The sequence below is a fragment of the Kitasatospora sp. NPDC001309 genome, from assembly GCF_042896295.1.
In the GTDB taxonomy this organism is placed as follows: domain Bacteria; phylum Actinomycetota; class Actinomycetes; order Streptomycetales; family Streptomycetaceae; genus Kitasatospora.
Map to the genome: position 1 here is coordinate 26,943 of NZ_JBIAXC010000028.1, position 15,701 is coordinate 42,643.

The 15,701-nt window shown below is 72.1% G+C and carries 20 protein-coding genes; 9 read left to right on the top strand and 11 right to left on the bottom strand.

All coding sequences use genetic code 11. The features are described from left to right. Positions 1-56: 56 nt before the first annotated feature. Entirely contained in the window at positions 57-659 is a 603-nt protein-coding gene (locus ACFY2K_RS25915) for a TetR/AcrR family transcriptional regulator (RefSeq protein ID WP_375888650.1), read from the top strand. Between the two features lie 124 nt (positions 660-783). Next, positions 784-1,851, top strand: a complete 1,068-nt coding sequence (locus ACFY2K_RS25920; protein ID WP_380526309.1) for a fatty acid desaturase family protein — start codon at positions 784-786, stop codon at positions 1,849-1,851. A 77-nt stretch (positions 1,852-1,928) separates the two neighbouring features. On the opposite strand, the gene ACFY2K_RS25925 is transcribed toward ACFY2K_RS25920, so the two are convergent. Both ACFY2K_RS25925 and ACFY2K_RS25930 read right to left on the bottom strand, forming a co-directional pair. Beyond that, a complete protein-coding gene (locus tag ACFY2K_RS25925) occupies positions 1,929-2,384 on the bottom strand; it encodes a hypothetical protein (RefSeq protein WP_380593368.1) in 456 nt (151 codons plus the stop codon). 210 nt (positions 2,385-2,594) lie between these two features. Continuing rightward, positions 2,595-3,302: a carbon-nitrogen hydrolase family protein gene (locus ACFY2K_RS25930; RefSeq protein ID WP_380593369.1), complete on the bottom strand. Its 708-nt coding sequence runs from the start codon at positions 3,300-3,302 to the stop codon at positions 2,595-2,597. Positions 3,303-3,528: 226 nt separating this feature from the next. On the opposite strand from ACFY2K_RS25930, the gene ACFY2K_RS25935 reads away from it, so the two are divergent. Together ACFY2K_RS25935 and ACFY2K_RS25940 are read left to right on the top strand one after the other, a co-directional pair. Next, the gene (locus ACFY2K_RS25935) at positions 3,529-4,011 is read left to right on the top strand and encodes a hypothetical protein (protein WP_380593370.1); all 483 of its coding nucleotides are present in this window, start codon (positions 3,529-3,531) and stop codon (positions 4,009-4,011) included. A 14-nt stretch (positions 4,012-4,025) separates the two neighbouring features. After that, entirely contained in the window at positions 4,026-5,366 is a 1,341-nt protein-coding gene (locus ACFY2K_RS25940) for a VanZ family protein (RefSeq protein WP_387714341.1), read from the top strand. Between the two features lie 3 nt (positions 5,367-5,369). Here ACFY2K_RS25940 and ACFY2K_RS25945 read toward each other — a convergent pair whose 3' ends face one another. Together ACFY2K_RS25945 and ACFY2K_RS25950 are read right to left on the bottom strand one after the other, a co-directional pair. After that, positions 5,370-5,561 carry a DUF397 domain-containing protein gene (locus ACFY2K_RS25945; protein WP_387714344.1) on the bottom strand — a complete coding sequence of 64 codons (192 nt, stop codon included), beginning with the start codon at positions 5,559-5,561 and terminating at the stop codon, positions 5,370-5,372. 10 nt (positions 5,562-5,571) lie between these two features. Next, positions 5,572-6,621, bottom strand: a complete 1,050-nt coding sequence (locus ACFY2K_RS25950) for a helix-turn-helix domain-containing protein (protein WP_387714347.1) — start codon at positions 6,619-6,621, stop codon at positions 5,572-5,574. 53 nt (positions 6,622-6,674) lie between these two features. On the opposite strand from ACFY2K_RS25950, the gene ACFY2K_RS25955 reads away from it, so the two are divergent. Together ACFY2K_RS25955 and ACFY2K_RS25960 are read left to right on the top strand one after the other, a co-directional pair. Continuing rightward, on the top strand, positions 6,675-7,040 hold the full coding sequence (locus ACFY2K_RS25955; RefSeq protein WP_387714350.1) for an ATP-binding protein: 366 nt from the start codon (positions 6,675-6,677) through the stop codon (positions 7,038-7,040). A gap of 11 nt (positions 7,041-7,051) precedes the next feature. Then, positions 7,052-7,303, top strand: a complete 252-nt coding sequence (locus ACFY2K_RS25960) for a hypothetical protein (protein WP_380638932.1) — start codon at positions 7,052-7,054, stop codon at positions 7,301-7,303. Positions 7,304-7,480: 177 nt separating this feature from the next. Here ACFY2K_RS25960 and ACFY2K_RS25965 read toward each other — a convergent pair whose 3' ends face one another. Then, positions 7,481-7,849, bottom strand: a complete 369-nt coding sequence (locus ACFY2K_RS25965) for a nuclear transport factor 2 family protein (protein WP_380593375.1) — start codon at positions 7,847-7,849, stop codon at positions 7,481-7,483. A 70-nt stretch (positions 7,850-7,919) separates the two neighbouring features. On the opposite strand from ACFY2K_RS25965, the gene ACFY2K_RS25970 reads away from it, so the two are divergent. Next, positions 7,920-8,795, top strand: coding sequence for a LysR family transcriptional regulator (locus ACFY2K_RS25970; RefSeq protein ID WP_380638930.1), 876 nt, complete (start codon positions 7,920-7,922; stop codon positions 8,793-8,795). 25 nt (positions 8,796-8,820) lie between these two features. Continuing rightward, positions 8,821-9,276 carry a nuclear transport factor 2 family protein gene (locus tag ACFY2K_RS25975; RefSeq protein ID WP_380638928.1) on the top strand — a complete coding sequence of 152 codons (456 nt, stop codon included), beginning with the start codon at positions 8,821-8,823 and terminating at the stop codon, positions 9,274-9,276. A gap of 29 nt (positions 9,277-9,305) precedes the next feature. Here the strand turns inward: ACFY2K_RS25975 and ACFY2K_RS25980 are convergent, their stop codons facing one another. Continuing rightward, on the bottom strand, positions 9,306-9,893 hold the full coding sequence (locus tag ACFY2K_RS25980) for a TIGR03086 family metal-binding protein (protein ID WP_380638926.1): 588 nt from the start codon (positions 9,891-9,893) through the stop codon (positions 9,306-9,308). A gap of 64 nt (positions 9,894-9,957) precedes the next feature. Here ACFY2K_RS25980 and ACFY2K_RS25985 point away from each other — a divergent pair, with 64 nt between their 5' ends. Beyond that, entirely contained in the window at positions 9,958-10,749 is a 792-nt protein-coding gene (locus ACFY2K_RS25985; protein WP_380526285.1) for a DUF6597 domain-containing transcriptional factor, read from the top strand. 12 nt (positions 10,750-10,761) lie between these two features. Here the strand turns inward: ACFY2K_RS25985 and ACFY2K_RS25990 are convergent, their stop codons facing one another. The 5 genes from ACFY2K_RS25990 to ACFY2K_RS26010 all read right to left on the bottom strand — a co-directional run bounded on the left by ACFY2K_RS25990 (position 10,762) and on the right by ACFY2K_RS26010 (position 15,697). Continuing rightward, a complete protein-coding gene (locus ACFY2K_RS25990) occupies positions 10,762-11,463 on the bottom strand; it encodes a VC0807 family protein (protein ID WP_387714355.1) in 702 nt (233 codons plus the stop codon). 150 nt (positions 11,464-11,613) lie between these two features. Continuing rightward, positions 11,614-12,603, bottom strand: a complete 990-nt coding sequence (locus ACFY2K_RS25995) for an ABC transporter substrate-binding protein (RefSeq protein WP_380526282.1) — start codon at positions 12,601-12,603, stop codon at positions 11,614-11,616. Between the two features lie 70 nt (positions 12,604-12,673). Beyond that, positions 12,674-13,525: an ABC transporter ATP-binding protein gene (locus ACFY2K_RS26000; protein ID WP_375888600.1), complete on the bottom strand. Its 852-nt coding sequence runs from the start codon at positions 13,523-13,525 to the stop codon at positions 12,674-12,676. Continuing rightward, a complete protein-coding gene (locus ACFY2K_RS26005) occupies positions 13,522-14,571 on the bottom strand; it encodes a FecCD family ABC transporter permease (RefSeq protein ID WP_380593378.1) in 1,050 nt (349 codons plus the stop codon). Before ACFY2K_RS26005 ends, ACFY2K_RS26000 begins: the two co-directional genes overlap by 4 nt. A 73-nt stretch (positions 14,572-14,644) precedes the next feature. Beyond that, entirely contained in the window at positions 14,645-15,697 is a 1,053-nt protein-coding gene (locus tag ACFY2K_RS26010; RefSeq protein ID WP_380526277.1) for a FecCD family ABC transporter permease, read from the bottom strand. Positions 15,698-15,701 lie beyond the last annotated feature (4 nt).

Sequence of the window (15,701 nt, forward strand, 5' to 3'; positions counted from 1 at the left end):
TATCACATGCATGATACGTGTGTACCAATGTGCACCGGGACAAGGGAGGCCGAACCGTGGCCGAGAAGGTCGACCATGAGGAACGCCGACGGCAGATCGCCGAGGCCCTGCTGCGCATCGCCGACACCGAGGGCCTCCAGTCGGCCAGCATGCGGGCGGTCGCGACCGAGGCCGGCGTCTCGCTCCGGCTCGTCCAGTACTACTTCACGACCAAGCAGGGCCTGCTGCTGGACGCCCTGGCCCGGCTCGGCACCCAGCTCCAGGCCCGGATGGAGCGCTGGATCGGCGAGGCCCGCGCCCCGCGCGAGGTGGTGACCGCGATCCTCTCCTGCATCCTGCCGACCGACGCCGAGAGCCGCCGGATCACCCGGACGTACGCGGCGTACTACACGCTGGTGCTGGGCGACCCCGAGGTGCTGGAGCAGCGGGCCGCGCAGCCGCCCGTCGTCCTGGAGGGCTTCCTGGTCAAGCAGTTGCGCGCCGCCCAGGCGGCCGGAACGATCGCACCCGGGCGGGACGTCGGGATGGCCGCCGCCGGGCTGCTGGCGATGGTCAACGGGCTGGGGGCGAGCGTCCTCGGCGGCCAGCGCACCGGCGAGCAGGCGCTGGCCGTCCTCACCCACCACCTGGACGAGCTGTTCCTGGCGCCGCGCGGTTAGCGTCCCCGCTGCCCTCGGTGCCGCTCCGGCCTGCTGCCACCCCTCCGGCTGCGGGGGTTAACACCCGTACGGGAAGGGTGCTTTCCCCGTTCTGCGGCCGTGTCCGGCGCACCAGACTCGGGGCATGCCCACACAGCCCGTGACGATGACCAAGGCCGCGCCGGCTCCGGCGGCCGCCGCCCCGCAGCCGGAGGGCGGCGGCAGCGACTTCGCCCAGCTGAGCCGCCGGATCGCCGCCGAGGGCCTGCTGGACCGCCGTCCCGGCTACTACGCGGCCCGCATCGGGCTGGTGCTCTTCGCGTTCGTCGACGGCTGGTGCGCCCTGTACGCGATCGGCGACACCTGGTGGCAGCTCCTCCTGGCCGCCGTGATGGCCGTGGTCTTCGCCCAGGTCGCCCTGCTCTCGCACGACCTGGCGCACCGCCAGGTGTTCACCCGGCGGGCGCCCAGCGAGATCGGCGGCCGGATCGCCGCCAACCTGCTGATGGGCATGAGCTACGGCTGGTGGATGAACAAGCACACCCGCCACCACGCCAACCCCAACCACGAGGAGCGCGACCCGGACGTCTCGCCCGACCTCGTGGTCTGGTCCCAGCGGCAGGCCCGGCAGGCGAGCGGACTGGCCCGCTTCATCGGCCGCCGGCAGGCGTACCTGTTCTTCCCGCTGCTCCTGCTGGAGGGCCTCAACCTCAGCTTCAACAGCTTCCGGGCGCTGCGCGGCCCCGCGGTGAAGCGGCCGGTGCTGGAGGGCGTCCTGCTGGTCGTCCACTTCGCGGCCTACTTCGGCCTGGTCTTCGGCGCGCTGCCGTTCGGCAAGGCCGTGGCCTTCGTCGCCGTGCACCAGGCGCTGTTCGGCGTCTACCTGGGCTGCGTCTTCGCGCCGAACCACAAGGGCATGCTGATGGTGACGCCCGGGATGCGGCTCGACTTCCTGCGCCGCCAGGTGCTCACCTCGCGCAACGTCCGCGGCGGCCCGATCCTCGACGCGCTGATGGGCGGCCTCAACTACCAGGTGGAGCACCACCTGTTCCCCAGCATGCCGACCCCCGCGCTCGGGCGGGCCGCCCGGATCACCCGGGAGTTCTGCGCGGAGAAGGACATCCCGTACTACGAGGTCGGCCTGCTCCGTTCGTACCGGGAGATCCTCACCCACCTGCACCGGACCGGGGAGCCGATCCGTTCCGGGAGTTGAGGGGCCGCCGGGGCCGCCGGGGCCGGTACGGCGGGGATGCGCAGGAAGTCGGCGGGGCCGACTTCCTGCGCCGTGGTCTACTCCCGGCCGTTCCGGCCCGGGAGGGCGCCGGGGCCGGGCGGAAGCTGGGGCGGCAGGCCGTCCCCGCCCGCGGTGAGGGTGTCCGGCATGGTGGCCGCGGTGCAGAAGCCGTACACGTACAGGTCGAACGGCTGCGAGCTGTTGTTCCGCCCGCCGGCCATCCACCCCCGGGGGCCGTGGTTCCACCAAGGCGTGCTGACGGTCATGGTGAAGTCGCCGGGGCCGGCACTCGACTGGACGCCGCCGCTGATGGCCATCTCACCGGCCGGGCACTGCCTGCTCAGCACCGTGGCCTCCTCTCCCGGCTGGAGGGTGAGGTAGTTCCCCACCGCGTGGAGCAGGAGCGGCTCGTCGGCGATCCGGGCGGGGCCGGCCTGCTCCGCGAAGGCGATGTCGGAGCCGACGGCGAGCGCCGCCAGGACCGACACGGCGATGACACGACTGCGTTTCACGAGGACCTCCCGTACGACCGATGCGTCGCGAGGCTCCATCACCGTTCCGCGGGCCTTCCACCGCCCCGTTCACCCGGAGGCCGCAAGAGGCAACGATTCTCCGCCGCCTCTTCGAGTGAGGTCAGGCGGCCCCCACCGGATGGCCGGGGTCGTCCAGCCACACCGCCTGGCCGTCCGGCGAGACGGTGAGCCCGGCGGGGGCCGTCTCCGCTACGGGATGTCGGCGACGGCGACCGTCGGCGTGTGGTCGTCGGCCTCGGCGAGGGGGGTGCCGTCGGGGGACCAGAGGGCGGCGCCGCCGCAGCCGGTCCAGGGGCCGGAGGGGCCGACGTGGTTGGCGAGGACGACGTGCATGCCGGTCTGCCGGGCGATGCCCGGGTAGACGGTGGCGCGTTCGTGGATGCCGCCGCCGGTGCCGTAGAGGGAGCTGGCGAGGTGGACGTCGCAGCCGTCGGTGCCGCCCCGGCCGGTGAGGTCGGGGAAGTGGTTGTCGAAGCAGGTGGCGAGGGCGAAGCGGAGGCCGCCGAGTTGGAAGCGGCCGTCCTGGTCGCCCGCAGTGAAGGTGCCCTGTTCGTTCTCGTAGAGGTGCTGCTTGAGGTAGGTGGTGATCAGTGTGCCGTCGGGCCCGTAGACGTAGGTGCCGATGGCGGGTCGGGGTCCGTCGGTGGGGACGGCGCAGTTGAGGACGACGGCGATGCCGGTGGCCCGGAGCGGGGCGAGGCGGGGGTCGTCCGGGGTGACCCAGAGGGTGGGGTCGGCGGCGAGGGCTTCGAGTTCGTAGCCGGTGAGGGAGAGTTCGGGGAAGACGATCAGTTCGGCGCCCTGGGCGCGGGCCTGCTCGGCGAGGGCGACGAGTTGCCGGACGTTGGCGGGGATGTCGGCGGGGGCGCAGGTCAGTTGGGCGGCAGCGATCTTCATGACGTTCAGCATCGCAGGAAGTCGGCCTGGTCGACTTCCTGTTTTCGGTGCCCCCGAAGCACTCCCGGGGGCACCTTCGGAGGTGCCTCCGGGAGTGCTTCGGGGGCCGGGGAGTGCCTCTCGACGTGACTAGATCAAATGTTCCTCAGATGAGCTCACGAACCGTCGAACCGCGACCCTAGAGTCGGTTCGCACACCCTCTGGTTCACAATTCCGATGGAGCATCATGACGTTGATACGCCTGGCAGCCCTCGCGGCATCCCTGCTGGTCGCCCCGGTCGCGGGCGCCACCACCGCCCAGGCCGTTCCGGCCGACCCGACCCCGCCCCTGAGACAGGTCTCGGTCGAGATCGACGACAGCGCCGCGCCCGTCGCGGCCGGGACGGTCTCCGCCTTCGCGGACACGAAGCTCAGCAGCGGGGTGCTGAGCTTCTGGGCGCAGAGAGGTAGCCAGGCGGGCGGCAGCTACTACTCGATGAACGCCGGGATCTCGTACAAGAAGGACAAGGGCGGCAAGATCAACGCCCGGTTCTTCTACGAGGAGGGCGGCAACAAGCACTGGGACCAGGGGGCGTTCGAGCAGAAGGCCGGCGAGACCAAGAGTTACGGCTGGGGCGGCGCCGCGCTGCCCGCGAACTGCAGCGCGGTCGGCGGCATGGAGGTCACGGGCCAGGGCACCTTCCTGACCCCGCCGGAGCACCCCTGCTGAGGGGCGTCCGGTGAGTGAGTGAGCAGGTCGGTGGGCGCTCGGGGGCGTCCACCGGCCCGCTGCGTTGTCCGAGAGAAGTGCTGCCGGAAGAGCCGATGATCGAAGCGAGTCTGTCCGCCGTTCCCGCCCTGCTGCCCGTGTTCGGGGTGGTGGCGTTGTTGTTCTGTTCCGTCGCCGTGTGGCTGGCCCGTCGGAAGGGGGCGCCGGTGGTGCCGGCCGGGCTGCTGGGGGTGTGCCTGGCGGGGGAACTGGCGGTGACCCTCACTCCGACGACCGGGGGAGCGTCGTCGCGGCCCAGCTGTTCGGTCGGGCCGGAGGTGTGGGGGGAGGCGCTGTCCGAGCAGGGGGTGCTGAACGTCGGGCTGTACGTGCCGGTGGCATGGCTCGGGGTGTTGGTGTTCCGGCGGCCGGTGACGGTGCTGGCGGGCTGTGGGGTGCTGTCTGCGGTGACCGAGCTGAGCCAGACCCTGCTCGGGACGGGGCGGGCGTGTGACGCGGCGGACTTCGTCGACAACTCGGCGGGTGCGGTGCTGGGGGTGCTGCTCGGGGTCGCTTGGGTGCTGGTGCGGCGGGGTGGGTTTCCGAGGCCGGTGCGGGACGTCCGGAACGGGGTGGTGCTGGGCGTGGTGGGGTCGGTGGCCGTGGGGCTGGCGCTGTATGTCGCCGTTCCGGTCTACCGGAATCCTGCGGGCTTCGTCCGGTCGGAGACGGAGGACATCGTGACGGTGACGGAGGAGGCGAAGCGGTTGTTCGGGGCGGAGGTGAAGGTGCTGACCACCTCGTCGGGCGGCGCCGTGCTGAGCGTCGGCACGGATCGGGGCACCTTCGAGCTCGAACAGCCCGGCGGGAAGCTGATCACTTTCGTTGCCGCGGACCATGGCGTGGACGGCGGAAGCCTTACGGAGGAGCAGGTGCGGAGCGTCGGGCGTGCGTTCGCGGAGGCCTGGTTCGCCGACCAGATCGTGGGCGCGGAGCAGACGGTTGCTCCGGTCGGCTCCAACGGCGATGCCCGCGTGATCAGTTACCGGCGGCGGAACGCCGATGGCGTGCTGATGCCGATGCGGCTGGACATCACGGTGTCGACGTCGGGCCGCATCATGGCAGCGACGGCGAGGCGGGTCGCTGATCCTGAACTCCCGCACGTCACCGTGACGGTGGAGGTCGCGAAGAAGGCGGGGACTGCCGCACGGCCCGGGACGCGGGCCGATACGGCGTTCCTGTTGGCGAAGGAGGTCGGGGGGAAGTGGCGACCCTGCTGGGCGGTCAACCTGGTGAGGGAGGGTGAGGCGAAGGCTGCGGGCTTGGTGGCCTTCGTTGATGCGGTCTCCGGGCAGGTCGTCGCACAGCAGGGCTGAGGGTTAGATGTGGTGGTCGAACTCCCCGGCCTTGATGCCGAGGAGGAGGGAGGCGAGCGCGGCGGGAGCGGTGTGGAGGATGAGGTGGCCTTCGTCGGACTCGCGGAGTTCGACCGAACTGTCGGCCTTACGGATCTCCACGCACTCACTACCGGACCCGCTGAAGGATGACTTCTGCCACTCGGTGTAGGTCATGTTCGGCCTTTCATAGGCTTTTTGCGATCTTGCGGATCAGGCTACGAGACTTGCTCTCACTCAACGCCATCGATTCGGTACGGGCGAAGATCGATCGGTAGCTGGTGAGCTCGTTGACAGCGTCCATGTAGACGGGGCCGCGAGAGGACTCGATCTCCACGGTGTCGAGTTCGGATACCTTCCCGAGCGCATAGGTGAGGTTCTCGATAGCTCCGGGGAAGGTGTCGATGTCGAACGGCACGATCCGGACGGTCATCCATGGCAGCTCGGAGTCTTCGAGCAAGGATGCAAGCTGTTCCCGGAGGATCTCGACGCCTCCGAAGCGAGTCCACAGCGCCGACTCGTAGATGAAGAAGGTCATCTGCTTCTGATCGCGACGAAGATCCGTCTTGCGACGCATCCTGAAAGCGGTTCGTACCTCCAGCTCGTGCCTGGGGACCGGCGGGATCGATCGCCCGAACATGGAAGATGCGTAGCTGAGCGTCTGGCAGGAGCCAGGCATGTGGGTGAGCACCCACAGCATGAGGCTTTCCGCGCTCTTCTCAAGCTCGGCGACTTCCAGGAAGCCGTCCGGGATGGTGCCGCGATAGTCCTCCCACCAGCCCTTGGAACGGTCCTGGACCATGACTTCAAGAGCGTCGATCAGCGGGTCGTTCATGCACTTGCAGGCGGCGGCGAAGGAACGGAGTCGCTCCGGGCTCACCCCGACCTTGGCAGCTTCTATCTGGCTGACCTGGGTCCGGTCGATGCCGAGGTCTCTGGCGAGGGTGCCGGTCGACAGTCCGGCGGCCTCGCGCATCTTCCGAAGTTCGCTCCCGATGCGGCGCTGACGGAGCGTCGGGTTGATTCGAGGCGGCACTGGTTCCCTCCTTGCCGATGTGGCCCAAGTCTGCCGTTCTGCGCGGGCATGGGTCCACTTGAGGGTGAAGTTATCTGAACTTGGAATCACATGTGACTTCGATGGGCTATGGTCAATCTCACTTCGATCCGACGGATCGTCAGTAACGCTTGCCAGCAAGCGCCGCAGAGCAGCCATGCCCATCTGCCTGGCCTGGCTCACGGCGACGTGTGTCCGCCGGATTCCCCCTCTCAACCACGCCCGGGAGAACTCCCATGCGTCACCTCAACACGCCCTCGCTCGCCCTTGGCCGCCAGTCCCTCCAGGACGCCATGGTCCGCCTCGGCTGGCCCGCCACCACCATCTTCGAGGCCGAACTCTGCCTCCACGAACTCCTCGTGAACGCCTGGCGCCACGGCAAGACCCCCGCCCCCGTCGTCCAGATCCTCGCGATGACCCGCAACACCCTCCGGGTCTCCGTCTCCGACGAGAGTCCGCTCTTCCCCGACCTCCACGCCCCCTCCGTCCTCGCCGAGTCCGGACGAGGGCTCCAGCTGGTCGAGGGCCTCACCACCCGCTGGGGCGTCGACCCCCGCGAGCACGGCAAGGTCGTCTGGTTCGAGCTGGACGGTGCCCAGTGAGCCGCCACCCCATGCAGCCGACCGATCCCCGGATCCGCGCTTTCACGGACGCCCACATCCGTACGCTCCTCGCCGAACTCGACGAGCGCGGGCGCAAGTTCGGCCTGATCTTCCCCTCGGTCGCCACCGACCGCACCCTCGACGGCCGCGTCCTGGTCTGCTTCAACACGGCCCCGGCGTCGACCCTGCTGAACCTCCTCACCCTCCTCCTCGACGCCGACCGCGACCGAGAGCGCGAGCGGAACACCCCGTGCGGTTCCTGATCGCCGCCGCCTTCGCGACGCTCCTCGCCCTCGCGATCGCCACGGTCGCCCTGGGCGTCGTCACCGCCCTCCGGGCGGCTCCGCCGGAGCCCGACGAGGAGGCCTGAGCGCGAACAGCCGAAGAGGGCCGCCACCGCCCCCGGCGATCACGGCCCCCTGCTGTTCTGCCCGCCCTGCTCAGGCCTTCTTCTCGAACCCCGCGATCAGTTCGCGCGGGTCGAAGGTGACCCGGATCCGCGCGATCTTCCCGTCCTCCACGTGCATCCAGTTCGCCGTCGGTGCCGGCGGCGCGATGCTGGTGTTCAGCTCGAACCAGGTGATGACCTCGTCGCCCTCCGCCACCCGCACCTTCACGTCGATCTTCTCCAGCGCCTGACCGAGCCCCCGCAGCCCGCCCAGCGCCTGGTCGATCCCGGCCGCCTTGCCGAGCGGGCCCACGAAGTCGACGTCCTCGGCCAGCAGGCCCCGGAGGGTGTCGAAGTCGCCTGCCTCCCAGGCGGTGAAGTAGGTCTCGGCCAGCTCTCGCGCGTTCTTCGTCGTCGTCATGCCTCCATCCTTCCGCTACCTCATCCATTCGTCCAACAGATAGATCCGATGCCAGTTATCATCATCAGTTATGGAGATACACCAGCTGCGCTACTTCGCCGCCGTCGTCGACGAGGGTTCCTTCACGGCCGCCGCCGCCCGCCTGCACGTCAGCCAGTCCGGAGTGAGCACCCAAGTGGCCAAGCTGGAGAAGGAGTTGGGTCAGACCCTGCTCGACCGCAGCGGCCGCCGGGTCCACCTCACCCCGGTCGGCGAGGCCATCCTCCCGCTCGCCAAGAACGCGCTGGCCACCCTGGACGCCATCCAGCACACCGCCGCCGAGTTCGCCGACGCCGTACGCGGCCGGGTCCGGCTCGGCATGATCATGGGCTGCTCGATCCCGCCGTTCCTGGACACCGTGGCCGACCTCGGCCGCACCCACCCCGGTATCGAGCTGAGCCTCCACGAGGGGCACTCCGACCTGCTCCAGTCCCAGGTCCTGGCGGGCGCCCTCGACCTGGCCCTGATCGGCTACGCGGGCGAGGTGGCCCCCGGCCTGGAGGTCGGGGTGGTGGTCGACGACCCGATCGCCGCCGTCGTTCCCGTCGGCCACCCCCTCGACCGTCCGGGGCTGACCCTCGCCGACCTGCGCGGCGAGAAGATCCTCTGCCTCTCCCCGGGCACCGGGCTCCGCGCCGCCTACGACCGCTCCTGCGCCCAGCTCGGCCTCGACCCGCGCGTGGACATCGAGGCCAGCTCCCCGGCGGCGGTGCTCCGCCTGGCCGAGCGCGGCGCCGGGGTGGCCGTGCTCAGCGCCTCCGCCGTGGAGGGCGTCGGCCTGCGGGCCGTCCCGCTGACGGACGCCGCCGCGAACGCCCGCCTCGGCCTGGTCGCCCGCCGCGACCAGCACTCCCCGGCCGTGCGCCTCCTCCACGACAAGCTCACGGCGGCGATGCGGACCGACTGAACTGCCATTCCTGACAAGCGATGTGATGGAGTGGAACTCCGAGCCCGAGCCCGAGGAGGCCGCCGTGTCCCGCACGCCGCAGGAGATCTTCCAGAGCTACGTCTACGCCGGTGCGATGACCCGCAACGCCGACGCCCTCGCCGAGTGCTTCACCGAGGACGGCATCCTGGAGGCACCGCTGATGCCCGCCGGCGCCGCCTTCCCCCGGCGGCTGGTGGGTCGCGAGGAGATCCGCACCGTCATGGCCGCGTACTACGCACGGAGCGAGGCGAAGGCCGACCGCCCGCCGAACGTCGAGAAGTCCGCGTACGTGCTGCACACCACCGCCGACCCGGACGTGTTCATCGCCGAGATCGACACGGTCTTCGACGGGGACGAGGGCGAGGAGGACAGGGCCGTCTCCCTGGTGCAGATCGTCCGCGTCCGGGACGGCAGGATCGCCCGCCTCCGGGACTACTTCGCCCCCGACCTCATGAGCTGAACGGGCCGGCCGGCCCCTTCCATCGCTCGTCAGCCCGTCCACCGCGGGTCACGCCCCGAGGCCGCCAACGCGCGCTCCCACGCCGAGGCGTCCTCGGGCACTGCCACCGGCTCCGCGAACCCGCCGTACTGCCGGAACAGTTCGGCGTTCTCCGCGACGATCCCGCCCACCAGCAGGGCCAGTTCCTCGTCCACCTCGATCGCGCCGCCGACGGCCCGCGCCACGTCCCAGCCGTGCAGCAGCAGCTCCAGGACCAGCATCCGGGCGATCCCCACCGCCGGGAACGGCGAGCCGCCGAGGTCGACGTCCCCCTCCCAGGCCGCCGGGTCGGCCCAGGCCGCCACCGCCCGCTCCAGCTGGGCCGCGTACCCGGCGCGCCAGTCCGGATCCGCCGTGAAGTCCCGCTCGACCAGTGCCGCGGGCAGTTCGAGGCGCCGGGCCCGGTGCTCCAGGCCGTGCGAGGTGTACAGCACCCAGTGGTTGATCAGCGTCCGGGTGTCGAACTCCCCGCAGGGCGTCGGCGCGTCCATCGAGGCCCCGGCCGGGACGCCGGCGGCGACCTCGGAGGCGACGGCGGCGGCACGGGCCAGGAAAGGGTGCAGGGGGTGGGCGTTCATGCCCCGATCGTGCGCCGGGGGGCGCCGCCCGGTCTTGAAGAAACGCGACGGCTAGCCTGGCCCCATGGTTGCCCCCGACCCTCCCGACCTCGGGCGCGGCGTGCTCCACCCGGCCCGGGCCGCCGAGCTGATCAGCGTCGAACGGCTCGCCCCCGCGCCCGCCGTGGCGCGCTTCGTGGAGTTCTACTGGGTGGTCCGCTGGGACCTGGCCGGCCGGCCGCCGTACGAGCAGAAGGTGCTCGCCCACCCGAACGTCCACCTGGTCTTCGAGGCCCCGCGGGCCCGCGTCTACGGGGTGGACCGCTCGCTCTTCGTCCGCCGCCTCGAAGGCACCGGGCACGTGCTGGGCGTGAAGTTCCGGCCCGGCGCCTTCCGGCCCTTCGCGGGGCACGCGGTGAGCGCCCTCGCCGACCGGTCCGTCCCCGCCGCCGACTACTTCGGGCCGGGGGCGGACGAGGCCAACGCCCTGGTCCTGGACGGGCCGGGCGCCGCGCGGGCCGACGCCTTCCTGCTGCCGCGCCTGCCCGCGCCCGACCCGGTGGCCGAGGAGGTCGCCGCGATGGTGGAGCGGATCACCGGCTCCCCGGACCTGCGCCGGGTGGACGACCTGGCCCGCGAGCTGGGCCTGAGCGTCCGCCGTCTCCAGCGGCTGTTCGCCGAGTACATCGGCGCCTCCCCGAAGTGGGTGCTGCGCCGCGCCCGGCTCCACGAGGCCGCCGAACGGGCCGCGGCGGAAGGGGCGTTGGACCTGGCGGCGCTCGCCGTCGAACTCGGCTACGCCGACCAGGCCCATCTCACCCGGGACTTCACCGCGGCGGTCGGCACCTCCCCGGCCCGCTACGCGGGTTCGGGCTGAACATCAGGCGACTCAGGCGGCCGCCGTCGCAGCCGCAGCCGCAGCCGCCTCGGCGGCGGCCCGGCCACGGGCGCCGGCCCGCTTGGCGTAGGTGATGGTGAAGTAGATCAGCCCGCCGAGCACCGCGAACGGAAGGACGCTGTTGATGGTGACCACCGTGCCGTGCGAGAGCGTGTAGACGAACACGATCCGCAGCGCGGCCTCCAGGATGAACGCGGTGCCCCAGACGACGGTCAGGTTGCGCTGCACCAGCCGGAAGCCCGGGTACTGCCACATCGAGTTCCACCAGGAGACCATCTCCGGGGTGCCGTCGGTGGCGAACTTGCGGCCGAAGTAGAACATGATCGGCTTGGGCGCGGCCAGCGAGGCGAGGTAGAGCACGCCGAGCAGGCCCGAGACGAAGGAGTCCTTGGCCAGCAGCATCTTCGGGTCGGTCGGGCCGACCAGCGAGACCACCAGCGTCAGGGCGACGAAGACCAGCGAGACGACGGCGAACTCGTCGATCCGGCGGTGCCAGGCGAGGTAGATCACCGTGTCGAGCACCGGGCCGAGGCCGGAGAGCAGGATGGCGGTGGACTCGTTGTAGCCGTGGTCGTGCAGCTGGTTGTAGATCATGATCGGCGCGACCACGTTGAAGGCGATGCTGATCAGCCAGCCGAGCGCGGCGGCCTTGCCCTTGCGGGCAGGAGCGGTCGGAGCTACCGCAGTTGACATGGTGGTGTCCCCCGGACGAAACGGTGTGCATGGGCGGCGCCATTGTGGCGGAAGCGACGGTCGGCTGCACAACCCGACGATGTCGACTAATCGTCAGTGGGCGGACGAGGCCCGCCCGTGGCCCGGCCCCAACCCCGGCCCCGGCCCCGGCTACGCCCCGAGGAAGCGCTGAAGCTCGTCCAGTACGAAGTTCGCCCCGGTGTACCCGATCCCCTGGAACCACAGCTGGTCGTCCACCGGGAACGCCCGGTGCGCCTTGACCGCCCCGAGGCCCTGCCACCCCGGGCTCGCCAGCGCCGCCTCCTCGCCCGCCTTCTCCGGATCGCCGTAGGTCGCGTACAGCAGCAGGTCGCCGTCCGCCCTGCCGATCTGGTCGAGCGGGATCTCGAAGTCGGACTGGTCGACGTTCTGCGCGTCCGGCCGCCCCACCTCGGCGTCGGCCAGCACGCTGCCGGGGAAGCTCTGCCGCCCGAACAGCCGGATCCCGCCGCCCTCCGTGAACCGCACCAGGCTCACCTTGCGCCCGGACAGCTTCGCCGCCGCCAGCGCCCCCGCCACCTGCCCGGCGTGCTTCTGGTACGAGGCGACGAAGGCCGCCCCGGCCGCCACCCGGCTCAACGCCTGGGCGTGCAGCTGGAAGTTCGCCTTCCAGGGCGCCCCGGTGGTCTGGGTGAGCACGGTCGGGGCGATCGCCCGCAGCTGCTCGTACCGGTCGCCGTCGCGGGTCTGGTTGGAGAGGATCAGGTCCGGCCGCAGCGCCCGGAGGGCGGCGAGGTCGGGCGCGCCGGCCGGGCCGACCAGCCGGACGCCCGCCGTGCGGGAGGCCGGCCAGTAGGCGGGGAAGCCGGTGTCGGCGGCCGGGAGCGCGGCCCCGACCGGGGTGATGCCCAGGGTCAGCACGGAGTCGAGCACGTCGGTGTCCAGCACGACCACCCGCAGCGGCTCGCCCGGCACCTGCACCGGCCCGGTCGCGGCGTTCACCGTCACCGGGGGCGGCGGGGTGGGGGAGGGCGTGCCGCTCGCCTCGAAGTCCGCGGCCGGCGGCTGCGAGCCCCCGGAGCCGCTGCACGCCGTGAGCGCGGCGGCCCCGCCGAGTCCGCCGAGCCCGGCGAGGAACGTACGGCGGGAGATCCGGGGCATCGGCGGGTCCTCGGGCGGTGAGGCTGCGGTGGGCCCGTCGATTATGTCCGAAATGGTGGCTAAAAGGTCGTTAAGCGTCCACGGCACCGGCGGTTTCCGCCGCCACCGTCCACGGCGCCCCCGGCACGACCAGCGGAGTGCCCGTCACCGGGTCGGGCACCACCACCGAGTCCAGCCCGAACACCTCGCGCACCAGCTCCGCCGTCACCACCTCGCCCGGGGGGCCCTCGGCGACCACCCGGCCGTCCCGCATCGCCACCAGGTGGTCCGCGTACCGGGCCGCCTGGTTGAGGTCGTGCAGCACGGCGACGACCGTCCGGCCGCGCTCGACGTTCAGCCGGCGCACCAGGTCCAGCACCTCCACCTGGTGCGCGATGTCCAGGTAGGTGGTCGGCTCGTCCAGCAGCAGCACGTCGGTGCCCTGGGCGAGCGCCATCGCGATCCAGGCCCGCTGGCGCTGCCCGCCCGACAGCTCGTCCATGCTGCGCTCGGCCAGCTCCGCCGTCGAGGTGCGCTCCAGCGCCTCGGCGACGGCCGCCTCGTCCTCCGCCGACCACTGCTGCCACCAGCTCTGGTGCGGCTGGCGGCCGCGCGAGACCAGGTCCGCCACCGAGATGCCCTCCGGCGCGGTCGGCGACTGCGGCAGCAGGCCGAGCCGCTGGGCGATCCGCTTGGTCGGGATCCGGGCCAGCTCCTCGCCGTCGAGCAGCACCGCGCCGCGCACCGGCTTCAACAGCCGGCCCAGCGCCCGCAGCAGCGTCGACTTGCCGCAGGCGTTCGGGCCGACGATCACCGTCACCCGCCCGTCCGGGATGCCGACGTCCAGGCCCTCGACGACCGTGCGCGCCTCGTAGGCCAGGGTGAGGCCCCGGGCCTCCAGGCGGTGCGGGCCCGCCGTCGTACGGTGCGTGCTCGCGGTCATCGGGAACCTCCACGGCGGGATCGGATCAACAGCCACATCAGGTACGGCGCGCCGACCATGCCGGTCACCACGCCCACCGGCAGCTCGGTCGGGGCGAGCAGCCGCCGGGCGATCAGGTCCGCCAGGACCACCACCAGCGCCCCGGTCAGCGCCGAGCACAGCAGCGGCACCTGCGCCGAGCGGGCCAGCCGCAGCGCGATCTGCGGGGCCATCAGCGCCACGAAGTCCACCGGCCCGGCGGCGCCCGCCGCGCAGGAGGCCAGCACGATGCCCAGCAGCGCCATGCCCAGCCGGATCCGGTCCAGCCGCAGCCCGAGGCCCACGGCCGTCGCGTCGTCGAAGGAGATCGACCGCTGCGCCCGCGCCGCCCACAGCGCCACCGGCAGGGCCGCCAGCAGCACCCAGGCCAGCCATCCGGCCTGGTCGAAGCCGGTGCCGTTCAGGCTGCCCGTCATCCACACCTTCGCGGCCTGCGCCTGGAAGCCGTCGCCCTTGGTCAGGAAGACGGAGGTCAGCGAGGACAGCGCCACGCTGATCCCGATCCCGATCAGCACGAAGCGCTGGGCGTGCAGCCCCCGCCGCCAGGCCAGCGCGTACACCAGCAGCCCGGCCGCCAGCCCGCCGCCGACCGCCGCGTACGGCGCCTGCCCGGTCGAGCCGACCACCCCGTACGCCGTCAGCCCGACCACGGTGACGGTCGCGCCCCAGGTCACGCCCACCACGTCCGGGCTGGCCAGCGGATTGCGGGCCACCGTCTGCACCAGCGCCCCGGCCAGCCCGAGCGCCGCCCCGACCAGCAGCCCCACCACCACCCGCGGCAGCCGGAACTCCCCGACCACCAGCTCGTCCGGACTCGGCTGCCCCAGCACCACCTTGACCACCTCGCCCGGCGAGACGGTCGACTCACCCAGGCACAGCGAGGCCACCACCGTCGCCGCCAGCACGACCAGCAGCCCGGCGGCGGCCAGCGCCGACCGCCGGTGCAGCAGGAACGAGGCCCGCCCGGCCCGCACCACCGAGTAGCCCCGGAGCGAAACCGACGTCATGCGCCCACCTCGCTGCGCTCGGCAGGGGCATGCCCCAACGCGCGCCTCTCAACGGTTCCCTCGCTGCGCTCGCTCACGCCGCCACCACCTTCCGCCGCCGCACCAGGGCCACCAGCACCGGCACCCCCACCAGCGCCGTCATCACGCCCGCCGGGACCTCCGAGGGCGGGAACAGCACCCGGCCGAGGGTGTCCGCGAGCAGCAGCAGGGCCGGGCCGAGGACGGCCGAGAAGGCGAGGATCCAGCGGTGGTCGGCACCGGCCACCGCCCGGGCGGCGTGCGGCACGGCGAGGCCGATGAAGGCGATCGGGCCGGCCGCCGCGACCGCCGAGCCGGTCAGCACGGTGGCGCCCAGCGCGCCGACCGCCCGGACCAGGCCGGTCTTCGCGCCCAGCCCCTTCGCGGTGTCCTCGCCGAGCGCCAGCGCGTCCAGCCCGCGCGCCACCGCCACCACCAGCACGGTGCCGACGGCCAGGAACGGCAGCAGCTGCCAGGCCACGTCCGCCGTCCGGCCGGAGAGCGAGCCGACGTGCCAGAACCGGAACTGGTCCATGGTGGCCGCGTCGGTGGTCAGCACCAGGGTGTTCAAGGAGGCGATGAACGCGGACATCGCCGAGCCGGCCAGTGCCAGCTTGATCGGCGTCGCCCCGCCCCGGCCGCGCCCGGCCAGGCCGTACACCAGCACGGTGGCGATCACCGCGCCCGCGAAGCCGAACCAGACGTACCCGGTGAGGTTGGAGACCCCGAAGCCCGAGATGGCGACCACCACGCCCGCCGCCGCGCCCTGCGAGACCCCGAGGATGCCGGGGTCGGCGATCGGATTGCGGGTCAGGCCCTGCATCACCGCGCCGGCCAGCCCGAGCGCGGCGCCCACGGCCAGCCCGACCACCGTCCGGGGCACCCGCAGCTCGCGGATCACCACGGCGTCGGCGGAGCCGCCGCCGTGCAGCAGCGCGTCGACGGTCGCCGACAGCGGCACCGTGCGGCTGCCGACCGCCAGGCTCAGCAGCACCGCGACGGCCAGCACGGCCAGTGCGGCGGCGAGCCACAGTATTCGGTGACGGGGAGTCCGCCGTCTGCCCGGCGGTGCGGTGGTGGTGCCGGTCGGTGCGGTGGTGTCGGTCATGAGC

Coding starts and splice junctions, on each gene's coding strand:
- ACFY2K_RS25920 (WP_380526309.1), top strand. CDS start 784: ATGCCCACACAGCCCGTGACGATGACCAAGGCCGCGCCGGCTCCGGCG.
- ACFY2K_RS25930 (WP_380593369.1), bottom strand. CDS start 3,302: ATGAAGATCGCTGCCGCCCAACTGACCTGCGCCCCCGCCGACATCCCC.
- ACFY2K_RS25935 (WP_380593370.1), top strand. CDS start 3,529: ATGACGTTGATACGCCTGGCAGCCCTCGCGGCATCCCTGCTGGTCGCC.
- ACFY2K_RS25945 (WP_387714344.1), bottom strand. CDS start 5,561: ATGACCTACACCGAGTGGCAGAAGTCATCCTTCAGCGGGTCCGGTAGT.
- ACFY2K_RS25955 (WP_387714350.1), top strand. CDS start 6,675: ATGCGTCACCTCAACACGCCCTCGCTCGCCCTTGGCCGCCAGTCCCTC.
- ACFY2K_RS25960 (WP_380638932.1), top strand. CDS start 7,052: ATGCAGCCGACCGATCCCCGGATCCGCGCTTTCACGGACGCCCACATC.
- ACFY2K_RS25965 (WP_380593375.1), bottom strand. CDS start 7,849: ATGACGACGACGAAGAACGCGCGAGAGCTGGCCGAGACCTACTTCACC.
- ACFY2K_RS25970 (WP_380638930.1), top strand. CDS start 7,920: ATGGAGATACACCAGCTGCGCTACTTCGCCGCCGTCGTCGACGAGGGT.
- ACFY2K_RS25975 (WP_380638928.1), top strand. CDS start 8,821: ATGGAGTGGAACTCCGAGCCCGAGCCCGAGGAGGCCGCCGTGTCCCGC.
- ACFY2K_RS25980 (WP_380638926.1), bottom strand. CDS start 9,893: ATGAACGCCCACCCCCTGCACCCTTTCCTGGCCCGTGCCGCCGCCGTC.
- ACFY2K_RS25985 (WP_380526285.1), top strand. CDS start 9,958: ATGGTTGCCCCCGACCCTCCCGACCTCGGGCGCGGCGTGCTCCACCCG.
- ACFY2K_RS25990 (WP_387714355.1), bottom strand. CDS start 11,463: ATGTCAACTGCGGTAGCTCCGACCGCTCCTGCCCGCAAGGGCAAGGCC.
- ACFY2K_RS25995 (WP_380526282.1), bottom strand. CDS start 12,603: ATGCCCCGGATCTCCCGCCGTACGTTCCTCGCCGGGCTCGGCGGACTC.
- ACFY2K_RS26000 (WP_375888600.1), bottom strand. CDS start 13,525: ATGACCGCGAGCACGCACCGTACGACGGCGGGCCCGCACCGCCTGGAG.
- ACFY2K_RS26005 (WP_380593378.1), bottom strand. CDS start 14,571: ATGACGTCGGTTTCGCTCCGGGGCTACTCGGTGGTGCGGGCCGGGCGG.
- ACFY2K_RS26010 (WP_380526277.1), bottom strand. CDS start 15,697: ATGACCGACACCACCGCACCGACCGGCACCACCACCGCACCGCCGGGC.